The sequence below is a fragment of the Luteibacter sp. ME-Dv--P-043b genome (genome assembly GCF_030209605.1).
In the GTDB taxonomy this organism is placed as follows: domain Bacteria; phylum Pseudomonadota; class Gammaproteobacteria; order Xanthomonadales; family Rhodanobacteraceae; genus Luteibacter.
The window spans coordinates 309,750-330,153 of sequence record NZ_JARVRT010000018.1; the positions used below are offsets into that span (position 1 = coordinate 309,750).

15 protein-coding genes are annotated in these 20,404 nt (G+C 60.6%); 3 read left to right on the plus strand and 12 right to left on the minus strand.

What is annotated here, in order from left to right; genetic code table 11:
• Positions 1 to 724 precede the first annotated feature (724 nt).
• The gene (locus tag QRN34_RS12745) at positions 725 to 2,419 is read right to left on the minus strand and encodes a hypothetical protein (protein WP_285404939.1); all 1,695 of its coding nucleotides are present in this window, start codon (positions 2,417 to 2,419) and stop codon (positions 725 to 727) included.
• A gap of 742 nt (positions 2,420 to 3,161) precedes the next feature.
• On the opposite strand from QRN34_RS12745, the gene QRN34_RS12750 reads away from it, so the two are divergent.
• On the plus strand, positions 3,162 to 3,527 hold the full coding sequence (locus QRN34_RS12750; protein WP_285404940.1) for a hypothetical protein: 366 nt from the start codon (positions 3,162 to 3,164) through the stop codon (positions 3,525 to 3,527).
• Positions 3,528 to 3,906: 379 nt separating this feature from the next.
• On the opposite strand, the gene QRN34_RS12755 is transcribed toward QRN34_RS12750, so the two are convergent.
• The 9 genes from QRN34_RS12755 to QRN34_RS12795 form a co-directional block, all read right to left on the minus strand.
• On the minus strand, positions 3,907 to 4,251 hold the full coding sequence (locus QRN34_RS12755; protein WP_285404941.1) for a ribonuclease E inhibitor RraB: 345 nt from the start codon (positions 4,249 to 4,251) through the stop codon (positions 3,907 to 3,909).
• A gap of 28 nt (positions 4,252 to 4,279) precedes the next feature.
• On the minus strand, positions 4,280 to 4,750 hold the full coding sequence (locus tag QRN34_RS12760) for an Imm26 family immunity protein (RefSeq protein WP_285404943.1): 471 nt from the start codon (positions 4,748 to 4,750) through the stop codon (positions 4,280 to 4,282).
• Positions 4,747 to 5,808 (minus strand): RHS repeat-associated core domain-containing protein, encoded by a 1,062-nt coding sequence (locus tag QRN34_RS12765; protein ID WP_285404945.1) that lies wholly within the window; start codon positions 5,806 to 5,808, stop codon positions 4,747 to 4,749. The genes QRN34_RS12760 and QRN34_RS12765 overlap by 4 nt, the downstream gene beginning before the upstream one ends.
• Positions 5,808 to 9,098, minus strand: coding sequence for a hypothetical protein (locus QRN34_RS12770; protein ID WP_285404947.1), 3,291 nt, complete (start codon positions 9,096 to 9,098; stop codon positions 5,808 to 5,810). The genes QRN34_RS12765 and QRN34_RS12770 overlap by 1 nt, the downstream gene beginning before the upstream one ends.
• Entirely contained in the window at positions 9,095 to 9,391 is a 297-nt protein-coding gene (locus tag QRN34_RS12775) for a hypothetical protein (RefSeq protein WP_285404949.1), read from the minus strand. Before QRN34_RS12775 ends, QRN34_RS12770 begins: the two co-directional genes overlap by 4 nt.
• A gap of 193 nt (positions 9,392 to 9,584) precedes the next feature.
• Positions 9,585 to 10,433 (minus strand): alpha/beta hydrolase, encoded by an 849-nt coding sequence (locus tag QRN34_RS12780; protein ID WP_285404951.1) that lies wholly within the window; start codon positions 10,431 to 10,433, stop codon positions 9,585 to 9,587.
• 543 nt (positions 10,434 to 10,976) lie between these two features.
• Positions 10,977 to 12,902, minus strand: coding sequence for a recombinase family protein (locus QRN34_RS12785; protein WP_285404953.1), 1,926 nt, complete (start codon positions 12,900 to 12,902; stop codon positions 10,977 to 10,979).
• Between the two features lie 571 nt (positions 12,903 to 13,473).
• Positions 13,474 to 13,944, minus strand: coding sequence for a potassium channel family protein (locus QRN34_RS12790; RefSeq protein WP_285404955.1), 471 nt, complete (start codon positions 13,942 to 13,944; stop codon positions 13,474 to 13,476).
• 375 nt (positions 13,945 to 14,319) lie between these two features.
• Positions 14,320 to 14,664 (minus strand): hypothetical protein, encoded by a 345-nt coding sequence (locus QRN34_RS12795; RefSeq protein ID WP_285404957.1) that lies wholly within the window; start codon positions 14,662 to 14,664, stop codon positions 14,320 to 14,322.
• A gap of 124 nt (positions 14,665 to 14,788) precedes the next feature.
• Here QRN34_RS12795 and QRN34_RS12800 point away from each other — a divergent pair, with 124 nt between their 5' ends.
• Together QRN34_RS12800 and QRN34_RS19180 are read left to right on the plus strand one after the other, a co-directional pair.
• Complete coding sequence (locus tag QRN34_RS12800) at positions 14,789 to 15,106, plus strand: helix-turn-helix transcriptional regulator (RefSeq protein ID WP_285404958.1); 318 nt, start codon at positions 14,789 to 14,791, stop codon at positions 15,104 to 15,106.
• A gap of 32 nt (positions 15,107 to 15,138) precedes the next feature.
• Positions 15,139 to 15,888, plus strand: coding sequence for an enhanced serine sensitivity protein SseB C-terminal domain-containing protein (locus tag QRN34_RS19180; RefSeq protein ID WP_345782900.1), 750 nt, complete (start codon positions 15,139 to 15,141; stop codon positions 15,886 to 15,888).
• Positions 15,889 to 17,392: 1,504 nt separating this feature from the next.
• Here the strand turns inward: QRN34_RS19180 and QRN34_RS12810 are convergent.
• Together QRN34_RS12810 and QRN34_RS12815 are read right to left on the minus strand one after the other, a co-directional pair.
• A complete protein-coding gene (locus QRN34_RS12810) occupies positions 17,393 to 18,418 on the minus strand; it encodes an ATP-binding protein (protein ID WP_285404961.1) in 1,026 nt (341 codons plus the stop codon).
• Between the two features lie 10 nt (positions 18,419 to 18,428).
• Complete coding sequence (locus QRN34_RS12815) at positions 18,429 to 20,357, minus strand: hypothetical protein (protein WP_285404963.1); 1,929 nt, start codon at positions 20,355 to 20,357, stop codon at positions 18,429 to 18,431.
• Positions 20,358 to 20,404 lie beyond the last annotated feature (47 nt).

The following is a 20,404-nucleotide window of genomic DNA, read 5'->3' on the forward strand; positions in this document are numbered from 1 at the left end:
TGCGAGCCCGCCAAAAACGGTGCTCTAAAGCCCGTTCACGTCCTAGAATGATCCGGCAGTCAACGTTACACAGTCACCCACACTGATCGCTTCGCTGATGAGTATCAGTGAGGCGAGTGCCTCGTAGTTCGACTATTTATGCCCACAGCGGCGGGAGGCGGTATGTCGACGTATGTCGAGCGAATTCACACCCAGGTCTACAAAATGTTCGAAGCGATCGAGGACGGCGATATGGAAAGGGCCGAACGCGCGTGTTCGGTCTTGGCAACCTCCGCATCAGCGGGCGGCCTCTGCACAATTGCGGAGTACGCACACAGTCTAATGGGCAGGTTTCGCGAACATTTGCTCAGCGAACGAGCGGTGTCTGAGGCAGTGGCAACGTTAGCTTATGCGATTGAATGGGTGGTCGAGCTTCCCTCGGGCCGAGTGGCGTCATTGCCTGAGCCGGCAATTGGCCTCATATAGCAACGGCGGTTTATTGATTTGCGCGGATAACATCACCAAACTTTTTGTCATCTGCTGGCTTGCCGAATAACCCACGATCACGCGCATCCGACTACCACACGTCGGGTAGATGTCGTCATTCAACGTCCCTAAGCGTCGATGCAAAGCGTAGCTACGATCAGCTGTGCGCCATAACGCCCGTTTGCCGCGGGCGCGCTGAGGGTGGCTGTGACTTGTGCCGAATTAATGATGAGCGGCTAAGCTCCACTCGTGGGCATCGTTAAAGACATGCACGATCGACATCTCCAGATTTCGGGAACCATTGATAGCCAATTTCGCTTCCCTCATGCGGGGAGAAGCTAATGACCAACCTTTTTTGCCCCCTGAGCACTTGAAGGGTCACCGGATGAGCTAGGCTCTTTGCAGCTTCGATCTCATTGAATGACTCTTGGAGCACGTCACCGTCTCGCAAGCCCGCCTTGAACGCATTTGAGTCAGTTTCGACATTTTTAATGATGGCGCCTTTACTGAATACTATATGCGCAAAGCCAAGGTGATAGTGACCAACCACTACCGGACGCGCGATGTAGCACTCACCGTATGAATTGGTCGCAGGTCGAATGAGTTCGCCCGCCAGCATGGATTGCCAATCGTCAACGGCCCAGCTTCCCGCATACTGAACTAAGAGCGCCTTCCACGTATCATTTGTCACCGCCCCGCGATGAGATGCGTCGTTCATCTTTTGCACAAGATCGAAAACCGTCACCCCAATTTTGCGGTTTCGTAGTTCGGCATCAAGATTGGCAAAATACAACGCCCCCCGCGAATATCCTAGGGTCCAGGCGCCGGCGTGCGCCCATTTGACCTCCGGGAATTTTGATGTCGGCGTCTGACGCATTTTGTTAAGATAATAAAATCCTGACTCGTCATTTATAAGGTCGAGATATTCTCGAGGCGTATACAAGCCCGCCTGTTTTGGGACAATTATCGCCGCATAGTCAGCGATGCCCTCGTTATACCAATCCTCGGAGTCCTCTCCGTAAGAAGTCACCATTGAATGTACAATCTCATGAGCTATGATCCGGCGATTTGCCTTGTCACTGAGCTTAGCTCCTGCCGGAACAAAGAATAGAAATCCGCCTTGATATGAAACGCCACTGTGCGAGACTTGCCGATCGTTAGAAAACACCATGATGCGGTATCCGTCTTTCACTGCCACATCAAACGATGTCTTCATTGCTGTGAAAGCCGCTTCTAACCAAGGACGGGCTTGACGCATGTCGGCTTCACCAACTGCGAGCCCCGCAATTACGAGACCTGACCCTGCGAGCTTCGCAGGATCATGAATTAAAGGGCCGGCGACGAAAAGCGTATGCGACAAATCATCAAATGACATTTTTTTTTCAAAGTCGCGCGCGCTAAAATTCGTAACCGCTTGGTCGCCATCGGACATGTGCCACCGGACCGTGATGTCCTGCACCACCGGCGACGCTGGAGCCAACAGAAAACTGGAAAATAGGCCGGACAACCCTCCGCCCGTGGATTGAAGGTATGTCATCGGGCCGAGGTGCGTGATAGCCGTAGATGCTGCCGGAACCCTGTAACGGTAAGTCACACTCCCTTTGACATTACGTGCTGTTTTCCACACTTTGTTTGTGCCGTCCAGCGTTGGCGCATCCATCGGCACCGCGCCCAGTTCATCAGTCACTTCTAGATCCCGCACTTCATCAGTCGTGCGTTCGTAGGAGGGACCAAGTGTGTCGAAGATCAAGGCCAACCTTTGATTGGCTCTAACGACGTCTTTCGACAAATGCACGGTGATGCGCATTTCTGATATTTCTTTCGAGACAACGGGAGTAAGGTCGATTTCGGTGGGAGTAATTGGGGTTTCCGCACGCCCCGTTGAGTTGAAAAATGTGCCCAGCAAGAGGGCGGAACTAATCAGTAATCTATGAGATACCTGCGATGGTTTCACTACAACTCCGAGATTGGATTTTGAGAAGCGCAAAAATTCATCGCATTTGGCAAGGTTGCCACGGTAACGACCCAACTGCGAGACGCTTTTTTCCTACCGTAACACAGTGTCTAGGCAATATTAATTGTCGCCCTACTCGACCGAGGAAATCGTCAATAACAGCACGGAAGAAATATTTGTATGGCGTCCTTCCTTGAATTCCTGCGCCGGACACCTATCGCACGAGAAGGGCCGAGGCCGGACTAGTCCCCTCTCCTATTCGTCGCTCCAGTTCATCCAAGAAGGCACGCCAGTCAGCGCCGTAAATCCGAACAAGGTCTCGGACCACCAGCAGCTCTAATCCTCGGTCGCCCGTCTCTAGGTCGCTGACGCTCGTCTGGATGAGCCCGAGGGCCTCCGCGGCTTGCGCCTCAGTCGCCGCCACACGCAGTTCCCTAAGTAGACCCGTCAAAACGGCATGTTCGGGCCGATGGGGCGACGAGGGTTTCGGTGTTCGTGTGGGCCAAGCGTTTGCTGCGGCGAAGAGGCGGCCGATGGTTACTAAGATATTGACCAAGGATGTCCTGGGGGAGCACGACACCGGCAGCCTGCGGCACTACACCGTGGCGCATATGCCTGGGGGGGAGGCCCGTCCATTTCAGTCGAAAGCGCGGAGGAACACGCCCGGGCGATGGAGGCATCGAAGGCCATGCAGCGCTTGGCGCCGCCCGCACCTTACGTGCTAATCGCCCCTGCCCTACCCATGACGCCTGAGAAGCCGACCCTGCTGTTGAGCACGGCCATTCGGTTGTTTTTGAAGCAATTCGGGCAGAAGAAGCGCGCGGCGAACAACGTGCTCAACACCGGTCATACCCTGAAGGTGCTGGTGGGCGTGATCGGGGACAAGCCGCTCGCGGAAGTTGATGCCCACGAAATGGGCGCGTTTCTCGATGCCGTCGCACATTTGCCCCCCGAATTCGACCAAGCGCTGACCGCAGCTGACGGTGACCGAGGTGCTGGCCAATGCGAAAGCCGAAGGCTTGGCGGGCCTATCCCTGTAACAGCGATTTGCAGGCCAGCCGATATGCTAATTCGGCTGGGCAGCGTGGGACTGGAGCGCCGGCAGTGAGTCGACGAAAGGCGCGAGGCTAAGCGCAAGAGCAGGTCCGCCTGTGCGGCATCTAGGGCTTCAGCCAGCTCAAGGATGCCAGCGCCATACCCTGGCCTAGGAATACTGCCTTGCCCACCCAGCACCCGTGCCAAGCTCTGAGCCGTCAGGACGATCGTGGCTTGGCCTTGATCAGCAGCGCCTGCGGCAATCTGCGTCAGCCGCACGCGTGCTTCGTCAAAGTCCGTTGCAAGGGCTGCATGGCTCATCAGCGCAGCCTGCCGGCTCAGTGCGGCCAATGCCTCGATGGCGTCTTCACGGGTGTCCATGCGGCATCGTAATCCGGGCCACTTCGGTCAGCAACGCCGTGGAGGGCTTTGCTAGCCCCGATTAAGCACGATCATGCCTCGCTGACGATCGGAGCGCCCCAGCCGTCGTAGCTCACCTTGAAGAGCACGGCGATGCACTGCATAAATCCGGACACAGAGAGAATTTCGTGTTGTTCCACTGCCATCGAGATCGTCGCGACAACGCGATACTCGCCCTCGGCAGAGGTCAGCGTGGTCGTGGCGTACTGGTAGTCACTGAGGAATCCAGCCATAGCCGAGGCTTGACTCTCTTCCATCGAGACGAAAACAAAATCAACCGGGCGATGGCGAGCAAACACATCACCCTGCTGATCGCGAAGCCGGAGCAGGTCAATATCTGCATGGGCGATCGATGCTAACTCTTTCACGATGTTCATCGCACACCTATAGCGAACAATTTAAGGCTCAGATGGCGTCGATCTGCATAGAGCAAAGCCATTTGTTTTCACGACCGGCGTAATCATCTCGAATCCGATCTTCGACATGCTCAGCGTCCCACACCGCTGTGCGCTCCAATGCTGCGCATTCCTCGCGAGTGGACGGCCGCATGACCCCCTTATCGTAAATTTGAAACTTCTCACGATGAATTGGATCTTGCATGAATGTTGGCGGCGCATTCAGCTGTGCAACGCGCTCAAGTCGGGACGCGACCATGGGCCATCGGCCCGTAGTCACCGCACTATCCATGACTGAAACGTAGAACATGGGCGCTTGTTGAAGGACAGTGTCGATATCGGACGTGCTTCGGCCATCGAAGACGGCGAATTTGGCTTGCTCAAGTACCACCGCGTAAGCCATCGTGCCCGCATCGTCAAGCGCTATAGAAACCACGTCACCTACCCGGCGTCGCCCACGTCGCTTCTTCGACTCAGTCATTCACGAAACTCCAGCCGAGCTGCCTCAATGTAATCATTGAGGCTGGAGTTCGTGGAACTGATGCCGTTGATGGCGTTGCCCGAAGTTCCTCCGGACCGCTGGGACCCGCCGTAATTCTCAATCATGATCTGTTCCTGACCTCGTATCGCGTCGGGGTTCGACGAAGAATACATCAGGATCGCGGGACCGAATCCCTTCTCATTCATATGGTGGTTGGCATCACGCCGCGCCACGTTTTCGTCCGGGGACCTCGTGCCACTGGTGCGGCCCGTGTACACCTCACGCGTCGTGGGATTTATCTTGATATAGACCTGGTACGTTTTCTCGGCTTTCGGTTCTGCCGTCGGTAAGTTTTCGCCGACCTCGCTGCGCTGCTCCAACCCTAGGTCTTGGGCAACTTGGTGCTCCGGAAATGTTTCTGGCACCAAACCAGGGGCAAGGGTCGGAGGAGGCGTGAAGCTCGGTGCCGCCATATTTGGCCCAATCGGCGGATTGAGCTTCGCCATGGCCGCCCGGGTCTCGAGATCCAGCTCATCCGCATCGACCTCTTGTTGGCCATTCGGGTCGACCAGACGAACCGGATTGTTCACGGCGTACGTGAATCGCCCAAACCGCAGGGCATTTCCTGCCGTCGTACTGACCGGGTCCACCGACATAAACCGACCCACGCTTGGGTCGTAATAGCGCGCCTGCATGTAGACCAGACCGCTGTCCGTGTCTTCCACATGCCCCGCATACCCCGGCGCTTCTGCAGGCGTGCCGCGGGCAATCGCCCCGTAAGGCCGGTAATCGGTGTTGCTCAGGACATTGCCGGCGGCATCGGCCGTCGCCAGTACTGTGCCTTGCTGGTCGGTGTAGTAGTAAGTCACCGTCTCGGCCGCGTGGCCAAGTCCCGCAAAGACCAATAAGGCCGTACAGACCAACCACACCGCAGCCAGCCGCACGCGCCAGTTCGTGCGACCAGTCCGGGCAGCCCCCACTCTCGCCAGGCGCTTGCTGCTGGTCGGCATGGCCGAGGCATTACCGACATCCATCGTGTGCGTCATGTTCGTCTTCATCAGTCAGCCTGCGCGTAAGCGGAGCAGCCGGTGTCATTGCACGCCCGCACCAGCGCGGTGTATTTCAACGACGAGGATTCGGAGGACGTGCCCAGCAGGAAGCTCAACGCCGTCCCCGAATAGACCTGCGCCTGCGTGTCGCTTCGGATGGCCTCATAGCGGGTCGCCCCACCCACCGCTGGCCACGACACCGTGTAACGGACCACTTTCCCGTTGCTGGTCTCGTTGATGAGGGGCGAAGGCGCCGCCGGGATGAGCGAGACCACGACCGTCACTGCGCTGCTGAACGGACCGCACCCGGCCGCGTTGCAAGCCTGCACCTGGTAGACATAGCTGCCGTTGCCTCGCCCACTGGTGGACCAGGAGGTGGAGCCGTTGGACTGGACAACATTGGTGCCTTGGTTGTCCGCGTTTTCCGTGATGGTGTAGCTGGTGGCGCCGTCGACGGCGGTCCAGCTCAGCGAATAGGCACCATTGGAACTGGTGCCGCCGCCGCTGAGGCTGGGTGCGGCGCTTGGGGGCACCGTTACCTGCACGGCCCCACTGACCGTAAAGCCGCTGCACCCGTTGGCGTTGCAGGCCCGCACCTGAAAGCTCACGCTGCTGCTGGCGCCCACACCAATCGTGGTCGAGGTGTCCGCCCCGCTATAGACCGAGGACCAGCCACCGCCATTGATGCTCTCTTGCAGCTCGTAGCTGGTGGCGTAGGTCGCGCCGTTCCAACTGACCGCGATGGAGCCGGTGCTGGTCGGAGGCACGGAGATGGCCGCCGGCGCAGCGGGCACATGGCTGATGGTCACCGCGTTGCCCGCGGTCCAGGTGCTGCAGCCGTTGGCGTTGCACGACTGCACCTGGAAGCCGTAGGTGCCATCGGCCGGCTGGCTGATGGTCACGCTGGTGCCGGGCACGCCCGACACCGCCTGCCAAGCGCCGCCGTTGACCTGCTCTTGGACGTTGTAGCTGCTGGCATTGGTCGCCGCTGCCCAGGTGACCTGGATGGACGACAGATCCGCCGCGGCGCTGGCCGACACGCTGGCCGGGGCAGGCGGGGCGGAGATGGACGCCGGCACCACCGCGTTGGCGCCACCGGAGCCGGACAGGACCACATCGGCGCCGCCGTTGGGCGACTTGCCCACGACATACAGCGATTGCCCGGCATGAGCCACGCGGAAGTCGTCCGACAATGGAATGTCGAACCGGTACGACCCGCTGCCAACCTGGCAGGCCTGCGCCACGGCCGCTTCACTGGCCACATTGGCGGTGAACGTGCCCATCGAGGTGCCCGTGCCCGGGCCACCGTTGACGAAGGCCTCCACCTGGATCGACTGGGCCAGACCCGTGGAGCACGACCAACCGCGCAAATCCGCAGTCACCGAGGTGGCATTGGATACGCCATCCACATTGCCGACCACCTTCGACAGGCTCGCTTGCGTCGAGGCGACCAATTGTGGCCCGAGATAGAGGTAGTCCGTTCCCAGGGTCGTGGCCGCATCGTAGGCAAACATCAGCTTGCCGGCGCCGTTGTACGCCCAATACTTGCTGGCGCCGCCCTGCCCGTTCTGGCTGCGCACACGGCGGCCCGCCGCGTCGTAAAGATAGCCATCCTGCCCCTGGATGCTCAGCAGCCGGTCCGCCTGGTCGAAGGCGAGCGTGGCGCCATCGCGCTGCGCCGTGTTGCCTCGCGCATCGTAGGCGAAGGTGTGGATGGCCGCTCCGCCGCGCTGGATGGCCGTGAGCCGATTGTTGGCGTCGTAGCTGTAGTTGGCCTCACCGTCACCGTTGGTCAGGCTGACCAGGTTGTTGAGCGCGTCGTAGCCGTAGCTTTCGGTGCCCCATAGGCCATTCGATGTCGCACTGCTCAGCCGGTTCAAATCGTCGTAGACAAAGCTCGCGGTGCGCTGCTGGCCTGTCGTCAGGTCCGTCCGACTCAGGACATTGCCGTTGGCGTCGTAAGCCAGGTCCTGGCTGACCGCCATGCCGGCTGCCGTGCCGTAGGTCTGACTATTCAAGAGTTGCCGGCCGTTCTCGCCGGCCAGATAGGTAGCCTGATTGCCGAGGTTGAACGCCTTGAGCTTGCCGTCGGGAAAATACTGGGTGCCTGACGCGTAGGTCCCCGCGGTGGTGGGCCGTCCGAAGCCATCGGGGGCGGCCGCGACCGTCTTGCCATCGGGGTAGCTGACCGAGGCCACCACGCCCTCGGCGGTATAAGCGTAGTCCAAGGGGAAATTGAAGCCGTCGACCGACAGGTGCTCGGCGGTGAGCAAGCCGCGCAGGTTGTAGCCAAAGGTCCATGAGACCAGTCCGGAGGTCGCCGTCGACTGGCGTCCCGCGTGGTCGTAGGTGAAGGTCGCCGGGTCGGTCCCCGACGGATACACGATGGAGGTCACCCGGTTGAGGGCATCGTAGGCCCGCGTGGTCTGGGCGGCGGCGGCCACCTGTTCGTAGCCGCAATCGGTCCCGGTCAAGGCCAGCCCGGCGGCGGTCCAGGCGACGTTGTCGGCCCCGTCGTATGCCATCACCCGATCGCCCGATTCCGGGTCATGGATGCGGCACAGGCGATGGACGCTGTCGTAAATCCAGGTGCGCGTTAGCAGTGCGCCGGACGAAGTGCCCTGAGCGAGCGACTGGACGTTGCCGTAGATATCGCGGGCAATGGTTTGCACGATGCCTCCGGCCGTCACCGAGACCGGGCGGCTCGTATCGGGCTGGTCAAAGACCTGGTAAGCCGTGCTCGTGACCTTGCCGCGCGGATCGGTGACCTGAACGGTCGCTCCGACCCCATACGCCGTAGCCGTATTCAAGTTGCCCAGTTCCGAGGTCGCGGTCTGGAGCGTGGTGCGCCCAAGCACATCGTAGGTCGTGCTCACCCCTGCGGTGATGCCCGACAGGTCCGGTGCGCCGTCCACGGGGTAGGAGGCAAATCCTTTGCGGCCCGCCCAGTCGTAGGCCGTCGCCGTGGAGATCGCCGCACCGGTTGCGGTGTCCGTCGTGGTGACGAGCACCGGCCGCCACAACGCGTCGAAGTACGTCGCCGTCGTTTTGGGACCTTCCCTGACCGAGCGGGCCCAACGACCTGCCGACATGCCCCGCTCGGCGCTCGACGAGAAGCCGTAGGTATAACGCTTAGCAGACCAGGCGACCGAGTCGCCGGTGGGGTAATCGACTTCCCCCATGCGACCTAGGGCGTCGTAGTGGTACTGGATAGTGGCGCCGACCGGATCGGTCACGCTGGTGATGTCACCGAAGTCGTCCACGGCGAACTGCTCGGTGGTATGGTCCGGGGAGGTCACGATTGCGGGACATCGCGTTTGTAATTGCCCAGCGTCGTGGTGTGCTTGTTGCCATCGGTGAACGACGCAAGGCGGCCCTGCGCGTCGAACTGATAGGACGTCAACAAGTGCTCAAACGTATAGTGCGCGGACAGCACCGAGGCGGTGGCGTCATACGCGTTGCGCTGCGTGATTTCCTGGTTGTCGGCGCTGACGGTCGACACCGGAAGCCCGAAGAGCCAATGCGTCGTATCATTAAGATAGGTGTGCGTTTCGTGGGCCGATTCGATCCTCTCGGACACAGTCTTCAGCAACGCTTCGCCTGCCCGCCATCGCCGTCTTCGAGATCGCTTCGAAACACCTGCCCGAGATCGTGGCCAAGATGCGATCCGATTGGGCACGAGCGGAGCGCGCAAGGACTGATGCACTGGCGAAGCGCATTAGGCTCTAAATGCGCCTGCTGCGTCGTTGCGGTCCTTGCGTGTTGTTTCATTTTCCGTATCAGCGCTAACCATCTAGGTGACCCAACGCCAATGCTGCTCTGATCGCGTCTAGGTATTGTGGCTTAGCCAACAGATAGGTGTCGTCATGACGCCCACCTGGTACAGCATGGAAAGTGACGTTCGAACGTCTATTCGCAACCTGTAAGGCTGCGTCAAACGGAGTCACGTCATCGTCAGTACCTTGAAATACAGTAATGGCGGTGGCGCTGAGCCGGTCAAACATTGGTCCAACAGGATACGCGTTCACACCTAGTATCCGTTCTATAGGCAGGAGTCGCCACGGTGAAAGAAGTAGATTACGCGCTAAGTGGGCGCGTATTACAACGGCAAGGTTCGCGCCCAATCCGTCGACGATCACTCCTCGCGGTTTGAACTTTTCGGCCTCCAAAAGCGCGATAGTAGCTCCAAACGAACGACCAAGGAACAGGCTGTCGCGCTTCCTACAGCCTGACTTCTGCGCCACCCACTGCACGGTAGAATCGACTTGATGAGCCAGCGTAGCTAGATCGCTACGTCCTTGCGCGCCGTCTTGGCCTGGGTATGAAATGACATACAGCCTTACCCCCATAGTCAACAATGACGGGAAAAGAGTCTTTTCATAAGTGGCGACGCCGCCGTGCTGGCCTGGAAAGAAAAAGACGCACGATGGACTATCTAAGCCATACCGCCTGACAACAAGACTTGTTTTCGGAGCGACCGCAACTTCAAAACGCTGGGCCTCGTGCGTAATATCCTGGCGCTGATTCGAAAATATCAGTGTGCTTAGCTTCCACCGGAGTAGCGCGACAGGAACAATGAAATAAGCCGCCAAGGCGCAGACAGCAGTGACTAAGATCGTCGATCTACACTTCATGAAGTTTCTCTGCCGAGTACAGGTTTCCACCGCGGACGCAGGGCCGAGTGCTTCAAGCGGGGCTCGGTGGCGTAGTTATGAATATCACGAATTGGTCGCTGCATAGAATCAGGCACAAGGCCGCCTGAAGTATGACTTGGGGAGGGGTTGGGGATGATTGCCCTGGAGTATCTACAGGAGTTCATAGGTCCCCCTATAGAGTCTTTAGGTTCTCTTGCTTCCTGCCCATGCTCCTATGCTGTGGGTTATACTCCGCGCCCACTCGCATGGCCCATCTCGATGCGCGTTCTGACAGTCCTTGCTTCTCTCCTAGTGCTCCCAACGGTGGGCGCCGCCGCAGACGTTGCGGGGCCGCTAGAGGCCAAGTTCGACGGCTGTGCCAACTATGCGCGCCTCTACGTCGTCGCGGCAGACGCCCGGCTTCGCGGGGCCACAGCCTAGAAAACGAAACTGGAATCATGCATCTGATGCACCTGATGAGGTGCAGGCGAGAACGTTAGACGAGTTCGTCGCTCACCTTTTCGCTGCCCTGCACGCCCTCTTTCAGCGACTCGCTCCATTGGACGCCAGCGTGCCGCCGTCTGCGACAGCAACCCCCAACAAGGTCACCAATGCCTCGGGGTGAGCGTGGGCCAGCCATCCCAGCGCCTCGACGCGGGTCAGGATGGGGGCCAGCGCGGCTCGACACACGACTAGGTGGACCACCGATCGCACCCCGTCTTCGCCTTTTGCCGGCGCCAGCAACGCCGGAAGCTCGTCGAGCAACCCCTGATGCATGCCCATGAGGCTTCGAAAGGTCGGGTCTTCGCGCAGTGCCAGGAAAACCTGAGAGGCTGCCGCACACTGTTGCCAAGCCAACTCCGCCGTGGCCGACAGCTCCGCCTCCACGTGGGCCTGCCGCGTGTCGCGCGCATGGTCACGGGCCTTCATTGGCGATCTCCCGGGCGCGAGATCCGCGCCAGTTCGGTGACGATGGCCAGCGACGGGTGCGTGTAGAACCGGACAGCGGCCGACGGGCGACGGTGGACCCACGCCGGCCAGCGGTCGGCCTGGACCCGCGGCAAGATCAGATAGTCCAGGGGTGCAGAGCCATCCTCGGCCATGCGTGCCGCCACCACGATGTCGACCGAGCGGCGCCCGGGGCGGACCTCCCACCGGTAGGACCCGCGATACGAGCCGGCCTGGAGCAGGCGCACCCGCAGCGTCCATACCCCGTCGATGCGCAAAGATCCAGTCGTCGCGCTCGACCGTCGAGCCGGCGTCTCGCAGCTGCTCCATCAGCAGATGCAGGATGCTGAGCCGCCAGGGTCGGATGCGTTCCCGGGTATCGCCATAGGTGATGTCCCGATCCTGGTGATACCCAATCTGCCGATAGGCGGCGCGCAAGGTGCCAAACCGGCGCAGATAACTCTGGGCGGTCGGGGCGACCGGGTCGTGGTCCAGGAGCCGACTGGTGACCCGTCCGTGCTGCCGCCACACCCCACGCATGGCCTCGAGCATCTCCGCGTCCGTGAGTTTCCTGGCGCGCGCCTCCCGCACCGCCTTGGCCCGCCAAAAGAGCGCGTCCGGCACCAAGGCCTCAAAGGCATGCGCCACGCGCACCTCGCGCTCGGGGGTGCAGGCCCCACGGGGGTGCCCGATGGCCTGGGTGGTGCGGGCAAACACGGAGGTGCCGATGTAGCGCTCGTCTTCGAGCAGCTGGCGCATGCCGCTCAGGCTCCACGGTCGGCCGTGCTGGTTCAGCGTGCCCTTGGCGTTCAAACGACGCACGATGGCGTTGCTGTCGAGGCCGGCGGCCGACTGCTGAAACAGCCAGCGCACCACGCGGACTTCCTCGGCAGACCCAGGCACGAGCTTGACGTGGTCGGTGACCAAGGCCTTTTGTTCGCGCGGTGCCAACAGGCCCTTGGCTCGACCTTGGGCGTCGACCAGCATCCGCCGCAGGCCATAGCCTGGCGGGCCACCCATGTGGAAGCCCGCGCGGACCACATGGCACTGCCCCGCGAACACCTTCGCGGACAGTTCGCGCGAATATTCCGCGGCCATGGACCGCTTCAGGCCTTTGAGCACCGCCGAAAGCGGCGTGCCGTCCGCCTCGAAGGGCTCAGCGATGTAAATCACCCGCACTCCGTGGCGCAGGCACAAGTATTCGTAGAACGCCGCCTCATCGGCGTTTTGGAAGCGTCCCCAGCGGCTGACATCCAAGACCAGCACGGCGTCGAACCCGGGGCTGCCCCGCTCGATGTCGCCAATCAGCTGCTGCAATCCGGCCCTCCCCTGCAAACGGAGCCCGCTGCGGCCCTCATCGCGGTAGGTGCGCACCACCGTCATGCCGTGCGCTGCTGCATAGGCCTGGATGGCCGTGGCCTGGTTGACCGGGGAGTATTCCTGCCGCTCGGTGGACATGCGCAGGTATTCGGCGACATGACTGTGCGGCCCGGGGACAGCACAATAGGGACGATGGACCATAGTCTGGCTCCGTCGAGAGCCCCTGCCTCCCGCACGCTACGCCGAATCCACAGGCCCAACAATCCTTTAACGATCAGTTCTACTCATGACGCGCCGTTTCGCGCAAGTCTCGCGCGAGCGCACACTCAGTCCCGTCACCGCTACGAGCCCGACGCATGGAGCGACTTCATGCGGGCGCTTAATGTTGTTGTGGACAATCGAATTTCCCAGCCGCGTCAAATTAAGGAGCTTTACTCGATGCTCCCCGCTGTCAAGATCGCCGGGATTGAAGCTAGAGATACAAAACCTCGACCGTAACACTAGCTCCAGAGCGCGTAGAAGGTGCGGTCGAACTCACCCAGCGATACGTCGCGCTGACGGTTTCGGCGTCTGTGGTTGCACCGTTGTCGATTGAGGCTGGGGCTCTAGGGCTCGCCCTTGCGTCTGCCCTCGCATGGGTCCACCAGGGACTCCGCACACCGTGGCCGCTGGTCATTTTGTGCCTCGGCCTGATTCAGGGACCGTAGAGCAGCTTGCTCGTTGGACGGGGCCACGTCGGCCTGCCTTGCGGGGCACGCGGCATCACCGACCCTTAACTCTTGTCATCCTGTGCCTGCGTCGGACGCTCAATCAGCGGGGTTCCTGCACCGCTTCTGAGGAAGATGAGGATGAAAAAGACCGAGTGCACCGATCCCATTACGGCCTCACATATGGCCAGGAAACGGCCGGCTCCGGGACGCGGCACCAGATCGCCATACCCGACGGAGGTAAAGGTCATCGTCGAGAAATAGAGATAGTCCAGCGGCGAAAGAGGCTCAAAGCTGTGACTATCGGGCGCAGACAACGCCGCCGAGGTAGTCAGCAGGTCGCCGGCTTGAAAGCCGATCGCCGCGAACTGGATCACGAGCACCGCACCGGTCATGGCAAAGAGCGCCATGGCCCATGGCAGTTCCTGCGGACGGAACACCAGTGAACGCGAGATACGCGTCGCCAAACCGGCATATCCAACGATGATCGTCACGGCCACGCCACCAAAGCGAAGGGCTGCGATAGCCGTGCTCATTACTGTTCCCGTTGGATAGAGCCAGCTAAAGATCATCGCGTAAGCAAGCGGTAGCAAGAGCCAAGGGCTCAATGCCCAGACCTCACGGAGGCGGCCGGACCAGGGTGATAGGTGGTCCATCATCATTCTCCTCGATGCATCTGCGGCAACCGCCTCGGTCAGCCGACCATACCTTAACCCCCGACCGGCGCGACGGCTCGCTGCGGCACTGGACTCTGACCGATCGGCTTGATTCACATGCGTCCGGACGATTCCCGCGCAGGCCGTATCGCGTGAATCGGGGTGGACCGGCATATGGGCAGTCAGTCGGCGTGGTTCAGGTGAGCGAGTACTAGCATCTCCTGCTCGCTCGCTGAACCTTTCTGCGCTGCAGCCTTACCGATCACGCGGCGGACCGCGACGACGCGTCCGGTGCGCCTCGGCGAACCGCTGCAAAAACTCGAACATCGCCCCACGAAAACGCAGCGCCTCCGCCGGCAGGGCTACCCCGAGGCCTCGGGCAATATCGGTGGCATAGCGGACCTGCGCTTCCGAAGGGCGTTGTAGGTCCTCGTCCAGGCAACCGGCCAAACTTGTCGCGAAGCACTCGGCTAGACGCTCACACAACTGCTCGACTCCCTGGCTGGCTTCGGCCCGACCCAGCTGGACTGACCACGCTTCCCGGGCAAAATCGTCCAAGGGAATCGGTATCCCGGATTCATCATCAAGCATGAGCTGCATGGGCATACCACAGGTACCCCGAAGTCAAGAAAACGAGCGCTTGCGACCGATACTACGAAACTCGTAGTATCGGTCGCAAGGCAATGTTACGAATCTCGTAGGCCCTTCCTTCTAGGTTCGGCCCATGGCCCGTCCGCCGGATGTCCGGCTGGTCTTTCAGCATCGCCTGAAGACAGCGCGTGAACGCCTTAACATTTCACAAAAAGAGCTCGGTGTCCGGGCAGGTTTGGATCCCTTCGTGGCCAGCACACGCATCAACCGGTACGAGCTTGGCGTGCACCAGCCGGACATGGCAACAGCCCAACGGCTAGCGAGCGCGCTCGCGGTACCGACGGCCTACCTGTTCGCTGAGGACGAGCGCCTAGCGCGGATGATTCTGGCCTTCGATCAAATGTCGATCGCTGAGAAAGAGCAGCTGTTGAAGACCCTCGAAGGCGGCTAGCATGCGCAAACCCTATGTCTCAGGAGGACATGATGGCACCCTGTGATCGAGTCGCCGAGGCACTGCAGCGCGCTGCGGCGGATCCTGGGCTAACTCCCGAGCTTCATAGTCTGCTGGCAAGAAGCTCGTTCATAGTGCCGGTCTCCCAGCTTTGCGTTACCGCGGATGCAGCCGCTAGCGCGATTCTTTTATGGAAAGACCCGTCCGACGGTGTCACCTTCGTGCCCCTCTTCTCCAGCCACGCGCGCGTTCCGCAGGGTACCCCGCCTACCGTTGCTCTGGTATGGGACTCGCTCCGGCGCCTGACGGACGTGCTTCCTCACGCACACTTTCGGATTAACCCCTCTGGGCCGGTCATGTATGACATGGTTCCGACGCTGGCCCAGAGCATCACGCACAGTAGCCTGGTGACGGATACTCCGCTCGCCGTCTTTCCGGCGGGAGGCGAGATGAGCATCGGCCGGCCCACCGAGGATCATCGCTCCCTGTTGGCCGCTCTGCGCTCATACTTCGCCCGGCAACCCGGAGCGCCGGCGGTGTTTCTCTACGAGGTGCACCGGAAAGAAAGCGCGACGCCCACGCCTGCGCTGGCCATTGGCGTGGTCAGTGACTTCGATACCACACTGGCCAGCGCCCTGGCCGCGATCGTGCCGGAGGCCTATCGCGGAGCCTTACCGGTGGAAATCACCTTTATAGGCGGCCACCCGGAGATAGGTGAAGTACTCGTGGGTCTGGGTCTCATACCTGCTGTGATGCCCCGCGCGCGCCTGAGGGCGAGCTAACAGGCAGGAGGCAGCCGCCGATCGCAGAGGCATGCAGCCTAGAGGGTGCCATCATCCGGCCAAGTGAACGACCGAGGTTTGGGCCCTATCCCTCGTGGCCCACGCACAGCAGACGTCCGGGGACCCCAGACGCCCAACCCCTTAGGGCCCGCCCGTGCTCTTTCTTGCTTTTGTTCTCGCCGAAGCAGCGCCATGGGGTGCTCCCATCGCGAAGCTACTCGACCGTGGTCACAGCTCGCGACGTCAAGCGGTTCGGCGGGTCCGTACGCAAATCCCCGTAAGGCGCCCGAATCGCTGAGCCAGAGCCACGGGTCCCACAAGTCGACCAAGCCGCGATCTGGGAGCTCGACGCCGTGAGCGAGCATCGACCGCGACATCACCGCAATCTGCAGGCCATGGTGAAACGAACTAAGCATGTCCTGATGCAACGCATCCAGTGAAACGTGCTCAACCAAGCGCTGACCATGCCTTAACCACTTCTTTGACTCATGGATCATATGACGGCATCGAGTACGCCAGACGAAGTATGCCCACGCCTTGACACATACCTCCCCTTGCCAGACAAGCGTGTCTTCAATGACGCACGTTGCGCTAAGCATGAACTTTGCTCTTTCATAGCAGGCGATATGGGTTCCCATATAATGCTTTACCTGCTTCGCAACCTCGTCAAAAATTCGGTCGATGTCGACCCAAAGCGCATCTGTTCTGAAACGGCCAAAACGATGTGGATCAGTCGACTGCAGTTGCGTGGGTGCCGCGCATATCAGTCGCTCTTCCAACGGAAACGGCGTGTGACGCGCAAGCATCGGTAGCAGCACGGCCGGCCAGGATCGCGGCAAGAGGCGACGGCCCTCGCGCACGCCGATGGGATTCACCCCCCACTCCGCGTCAAGCGTATTAGCCTCTATGGCTGATCGTGCCCAAGACGTCAGTTGTCTTTGGACCTCCGTACGCCGTCGGCGAAGGCCTGCGGTGACGTGTAACGGCCATGACGCTGGCACTGCGCACGCCCCACAATGGGGACAAGAAAATCCGCCGACAGCGACGTCACGCAGATCGACAAACGGCCGATGGCACGCTTCGCACTCCGTACAGAGGCGGCTACCATGCCAGGGACACCGGTCAAGCCCGGCCAACTGGAATAAGACAGAATGAAAGCCAGCGCGCAAGCAGCGCGGGCAGAAGCGCACCTGGACGTCGCGCAGGGGCGCGACCACCCGTTGCCATTGACTGACGGCCCCCTCGCGCCCATATCGCGCACGCAGCGAAGCGAAGATCGCTTGCCCCTCTGCATTGCTGTCAAGAAACGTCTCGCTCCACCACTGGCCGTCATCCGCAAACAGCGCCTGCCTAATCCCTGCCAGTTCTACGCGTCGGCCTACCATCGCCTCAATCGCTTCCCGCACGGTACATGTATTAAGCCAGGCCAGCCGGTGACACGCGCCCCACGCGGATTCCCAAGGATCGTCAAAACAGTGGTTCCAACTTAGCATAGCGGCCCGCTTCAAAGAGCATCGCGGCGCAATCCGGTCTCCATCATTTCTGCGTCACGATGGCGCTGAACAGGCAGTCGATCCGAGTAACCGCTTCGAGCCACTGCGTCGCGCCAGTCATCGCTACTCGGGATGAAGCCGGCGGCATCGCGCGTGCGCGTGAGCTCGGCCAATTCCGAGAGCGTTCGCGCCACGTACTCCATGGCGACGCCCTCGCCGCTCATCTTGCCGTGCATCCCCATACCAAAGGCTTGGCACAACGCGGCCGATTGATCGGCTAGTCGATAGCCGGCCTCAAACGCCCATGGCCAGATGAATCGGGTATAGCTCACACCGCTCCCGCCGGGATACTCCGACGCCTCATCACAAGCCGCAAGAAGGGGTGCCAGATCGCCACCACAGACGATCGCTTCGAACTGAAAAAAATGCTCCATGAACCGAAAATGGAGGTCAGACCGACCCCGCATTGTGATCCGGTGGCGCATACCTACCAGCTCGTGCTGACCGAACATCACGACCGTCACACGGTAGTTCCGTTCGACGAGGAAGTTGATGTAACACTTGAACCATTCAAGCTGAATCGCATGTAGACACTGAGCCTCATCGATGACCAGGAAAAGATGCCTCCGCGCCGCGCCTAGTGCAAACATAGCGCGACACAGCTGTTCACGTTGATTGGGCAAGCCTCGGGCTGCCTTTGCCTCGAACTCCATCGAGTGAAGGATATCCTGGATGAGTGAACCTTCGGCACAGACCAGGTCGCTCTTCGCCTGGTAGACCAAGACCCCTGCCCCCGGGAATTTATCTACCACCACGCGTTTGATGGCACGAATGCAAGAGCTCTTACCCGTACGAGGGTCAGCCCAAAACGCTCCCCCGGCTTGCTGGCGTCGGGCCCACCGCAGAACGAGCCCTACTACCCATCCAATAGGCACAGTAGGCAGAACCGCGCTGCCCTCGATCAGAGGATGCTTGTCCCAGTACTCTTCGCGCAAACGAAGCAACTCACTTGGCACGCTGAAAAAGTTAGCGTTCATGACCTTAGCCTCAGTTGATGGCAAAGAAACTCACGAGCGGCTCGAGCGCGCGCTCCTTGGCGCCGTCGGAAGCGGTTTTCACTTTCAGGCCATTCGTTGAACTGGCGGGTCCCGTTGGTGACTCTGACGACAAAACCTGTGTCCGTTCTAGACGCTCGCCCGGGGCGGGAACATGGCCCAGCCGGACGGCTTCAGCCAAATGATTAGCTGCCTCTGCTGCGTCGAGCCCATCAGCCTTCTGGCCCTCACATCGCGCGATGACACTGACCCGGGCCAGCCAGTCGCTCACGATGCATCGACCACTACGACGACTCATCTGCCCAGTGTCGATAGCAGCATTTATAAGCCGGCGCATTTCGCGCGAGTGGGGCGCGCCTGCCCATGCGCCCATTACCTCGACTTGACCCAGCCCGCGACCGCCCGGTCCGATCACATAGAGATGAGAGATATCATCCTCATCAATGTGCAGCTGCACCGACTCGCCGAGCAGATCCATGCGTTCGGACAGCCACGGCGCCATATAGCGGGCGCGGTCAAAGTTGATATGAGGCTTTTCACCTCGTGCCATGCTGCCGGCCACACGCACGGTCTCTGTCATCAGCCCTAATGGCGGCATGCCCGGCAGGGGCGGGGGTAGCACGGGCGGCAAAAAGCCTATCGATGGGTCGCTAACGTAATGCTGCAGTACCTCGAGCGGCGTGGCGCCGAGGTTACCGGCCGGCAATGACACGTTATGGTCCGCAATGACCGCATCGATCAGATCCAGTACCGCGTGTAGTTCGATCTTGAGGCTTACCGCTTTCTTCTCCGCGTCCTTCCGCCGAGGATCGGCGGGGCCTGAGCCCGTGGTCGATGGCAGCCGCTGAAAGGACCTTTCCAGACGCCGATTGATCGACTCCACGACGGGGCGACGTTCGAAGTGCGCCACCTTCCCGTAGTTGATCGCGCAGCCGGCCATCTGCCCGATGCGCGACAGCGAGGCCTCCGCCAAATGGGCGGAATCGTTATCCATCAGCAGCATGTTGAAACCACATCCCGCCAAGGCAGCGATGACTTCCGACGGAAGGCCGCCGGAGCGCTCCTCAGTAACGCCGGACAACTTCTTGGCGCGTGCTACGGCTCGATCAAGCGCCTTCGCCACAGTGGCGATGATGTCGGCCGCGTTCACCTTCCGTCGGACGATGACGGTATAGGCCAAAATGGCTTGACTAAAACGGTCCACGATAAGAATAAGGGTGAGCCGGCGCACCTTGACGTAGCGAGGACCTTTAGGCGTCGGAATGGCGATGCTGCCGAAAAAGTCCAGGGTGTGCTCGTCCATCTCCACAATGTCCAGCGGCATCTTGCTCTGAAGGCGACTACGAAGGCCAGTTCCAGTGGCCGCCTTCACCTTAGCCACGGCACCGTACTGGCGGTCGACGATCGAGTCATAATGGTGCCGATAGAATGCTGTCACCCAGTTGGTGATCGAGCGAGCGCCCTTGTGCTCAACGCAGAACGGCCAGTCGTTCTCGCCGAGACCATACTCCCGACACAGCGACAAGAAGTACTGGTGTGCGTTCTTCGTGTGGACACGCGATTCAGGAAGCGAATGATCGCGCTGAGCCGTAAGCAAATATTTTCCCAGCCGCTCCTCGATCCGCGGGTGGGTCCGCATGAGCGCCGATAGCGAACCACTATACCCACCGTGGGTGACCGGACTGCGCGCTGTTCCTACGCTCTTACGCCGGTAGGCGGCCACACGCTGATGAGGTAACAAAGCGAACCAACCGAGCATGCGACCCTCGGCGTCGTAGCTCACACATCGAGCTATACGACGGGCTAACTCGGCATAGCAAAGACCGGCTAATTTGACCGATGCGCCTACCTTCTGGCCTCCAAGGTAAGCAACAATGACCCCGCGGATGTCATGGAACCGCTTGCGCTGCTGGTCGGTCAAGCCGGAAAGATCCGGCACCGGCCAGGTCTCGCAGGGCGGAATTTCCC

Coding starts and splice junctions, on each gene's coding strand:
- QRN34_RS12750 (WP_285404940.1), top strand. CDS start 3,162: ATGACGCCTGAGAAGCCGACCCTGCTGTTGAGCACGGCCATTCGGTTG.
- QRN34_RS12755 (WP_285404941.1), bottom strand. CDS start 4,251: ATGAACATCGTGAAAGAGTTAGCATCGATCGCCCATGCAGATATTGAC.
- QRN34_RS12760 (WP_285404943.1), bottom strand. CDS start 4,750: ATGACTGAGTCGAAGAAGCGACGTGGGCGACGCCGGGTAGGTGACGTG.
- QRN34_RS12765 (WP_285404945.1), bottom strand. CDS start 5,808: ATGAAGACGAACATGACGCACACGATGGATGTCGGTAATGCCTCGGCC.
- QRN34_RS12780 (WP_285404951.1), bottom strand. CDS start 10,433: ATGAAGTGTAGATCGACGATCTTAGTCACTGCTGTCTGCGCCTTGGCG.
- QRN34_RS12785 (WP_285404953.1), bottom strand. CDS start 12,902: ATGGTCCATCGTCCCTATTGTGCTGTCCCCGGGCCGCACAGTCATGTC.
- QRN34_RS12790 (WP_285404955.1), bottom strand. CDS start 13,944: ATGAGCACGGCTATCGCAGCCCTTCGCTTTGGTGGCGTGGCCGTGACG.
- QRN34_RS12795 (WP_285404957.1), bottom strand. CDS start 14,664: ATGCAGCTCATGCTTGATGATGAATCCGGGATACCGATTCCCTTGGAC.
- QRN34_RS12800 (WP_285404958.1), top strand. CDS start 14,789: ATGGCCCGTCCGCCGGATGTCCGGCTGGTCTTTCAGCATCGCCTGAAG.
- QRN34_RS19180 (WP_345782900.1), top strand. CDS start 15,139: ATGGCACCCTGTGATCGAGTCGCCGAGGCACTGCAGCGCGCTGCGGCG.
- QRN34_RS12810 (WP_285404961.1), bottom strand. CDS start 18,418: ATGAACGCTAACTTTTTCAGCGTGCCAAGTGAGTTGCTTCGTTTGCGC.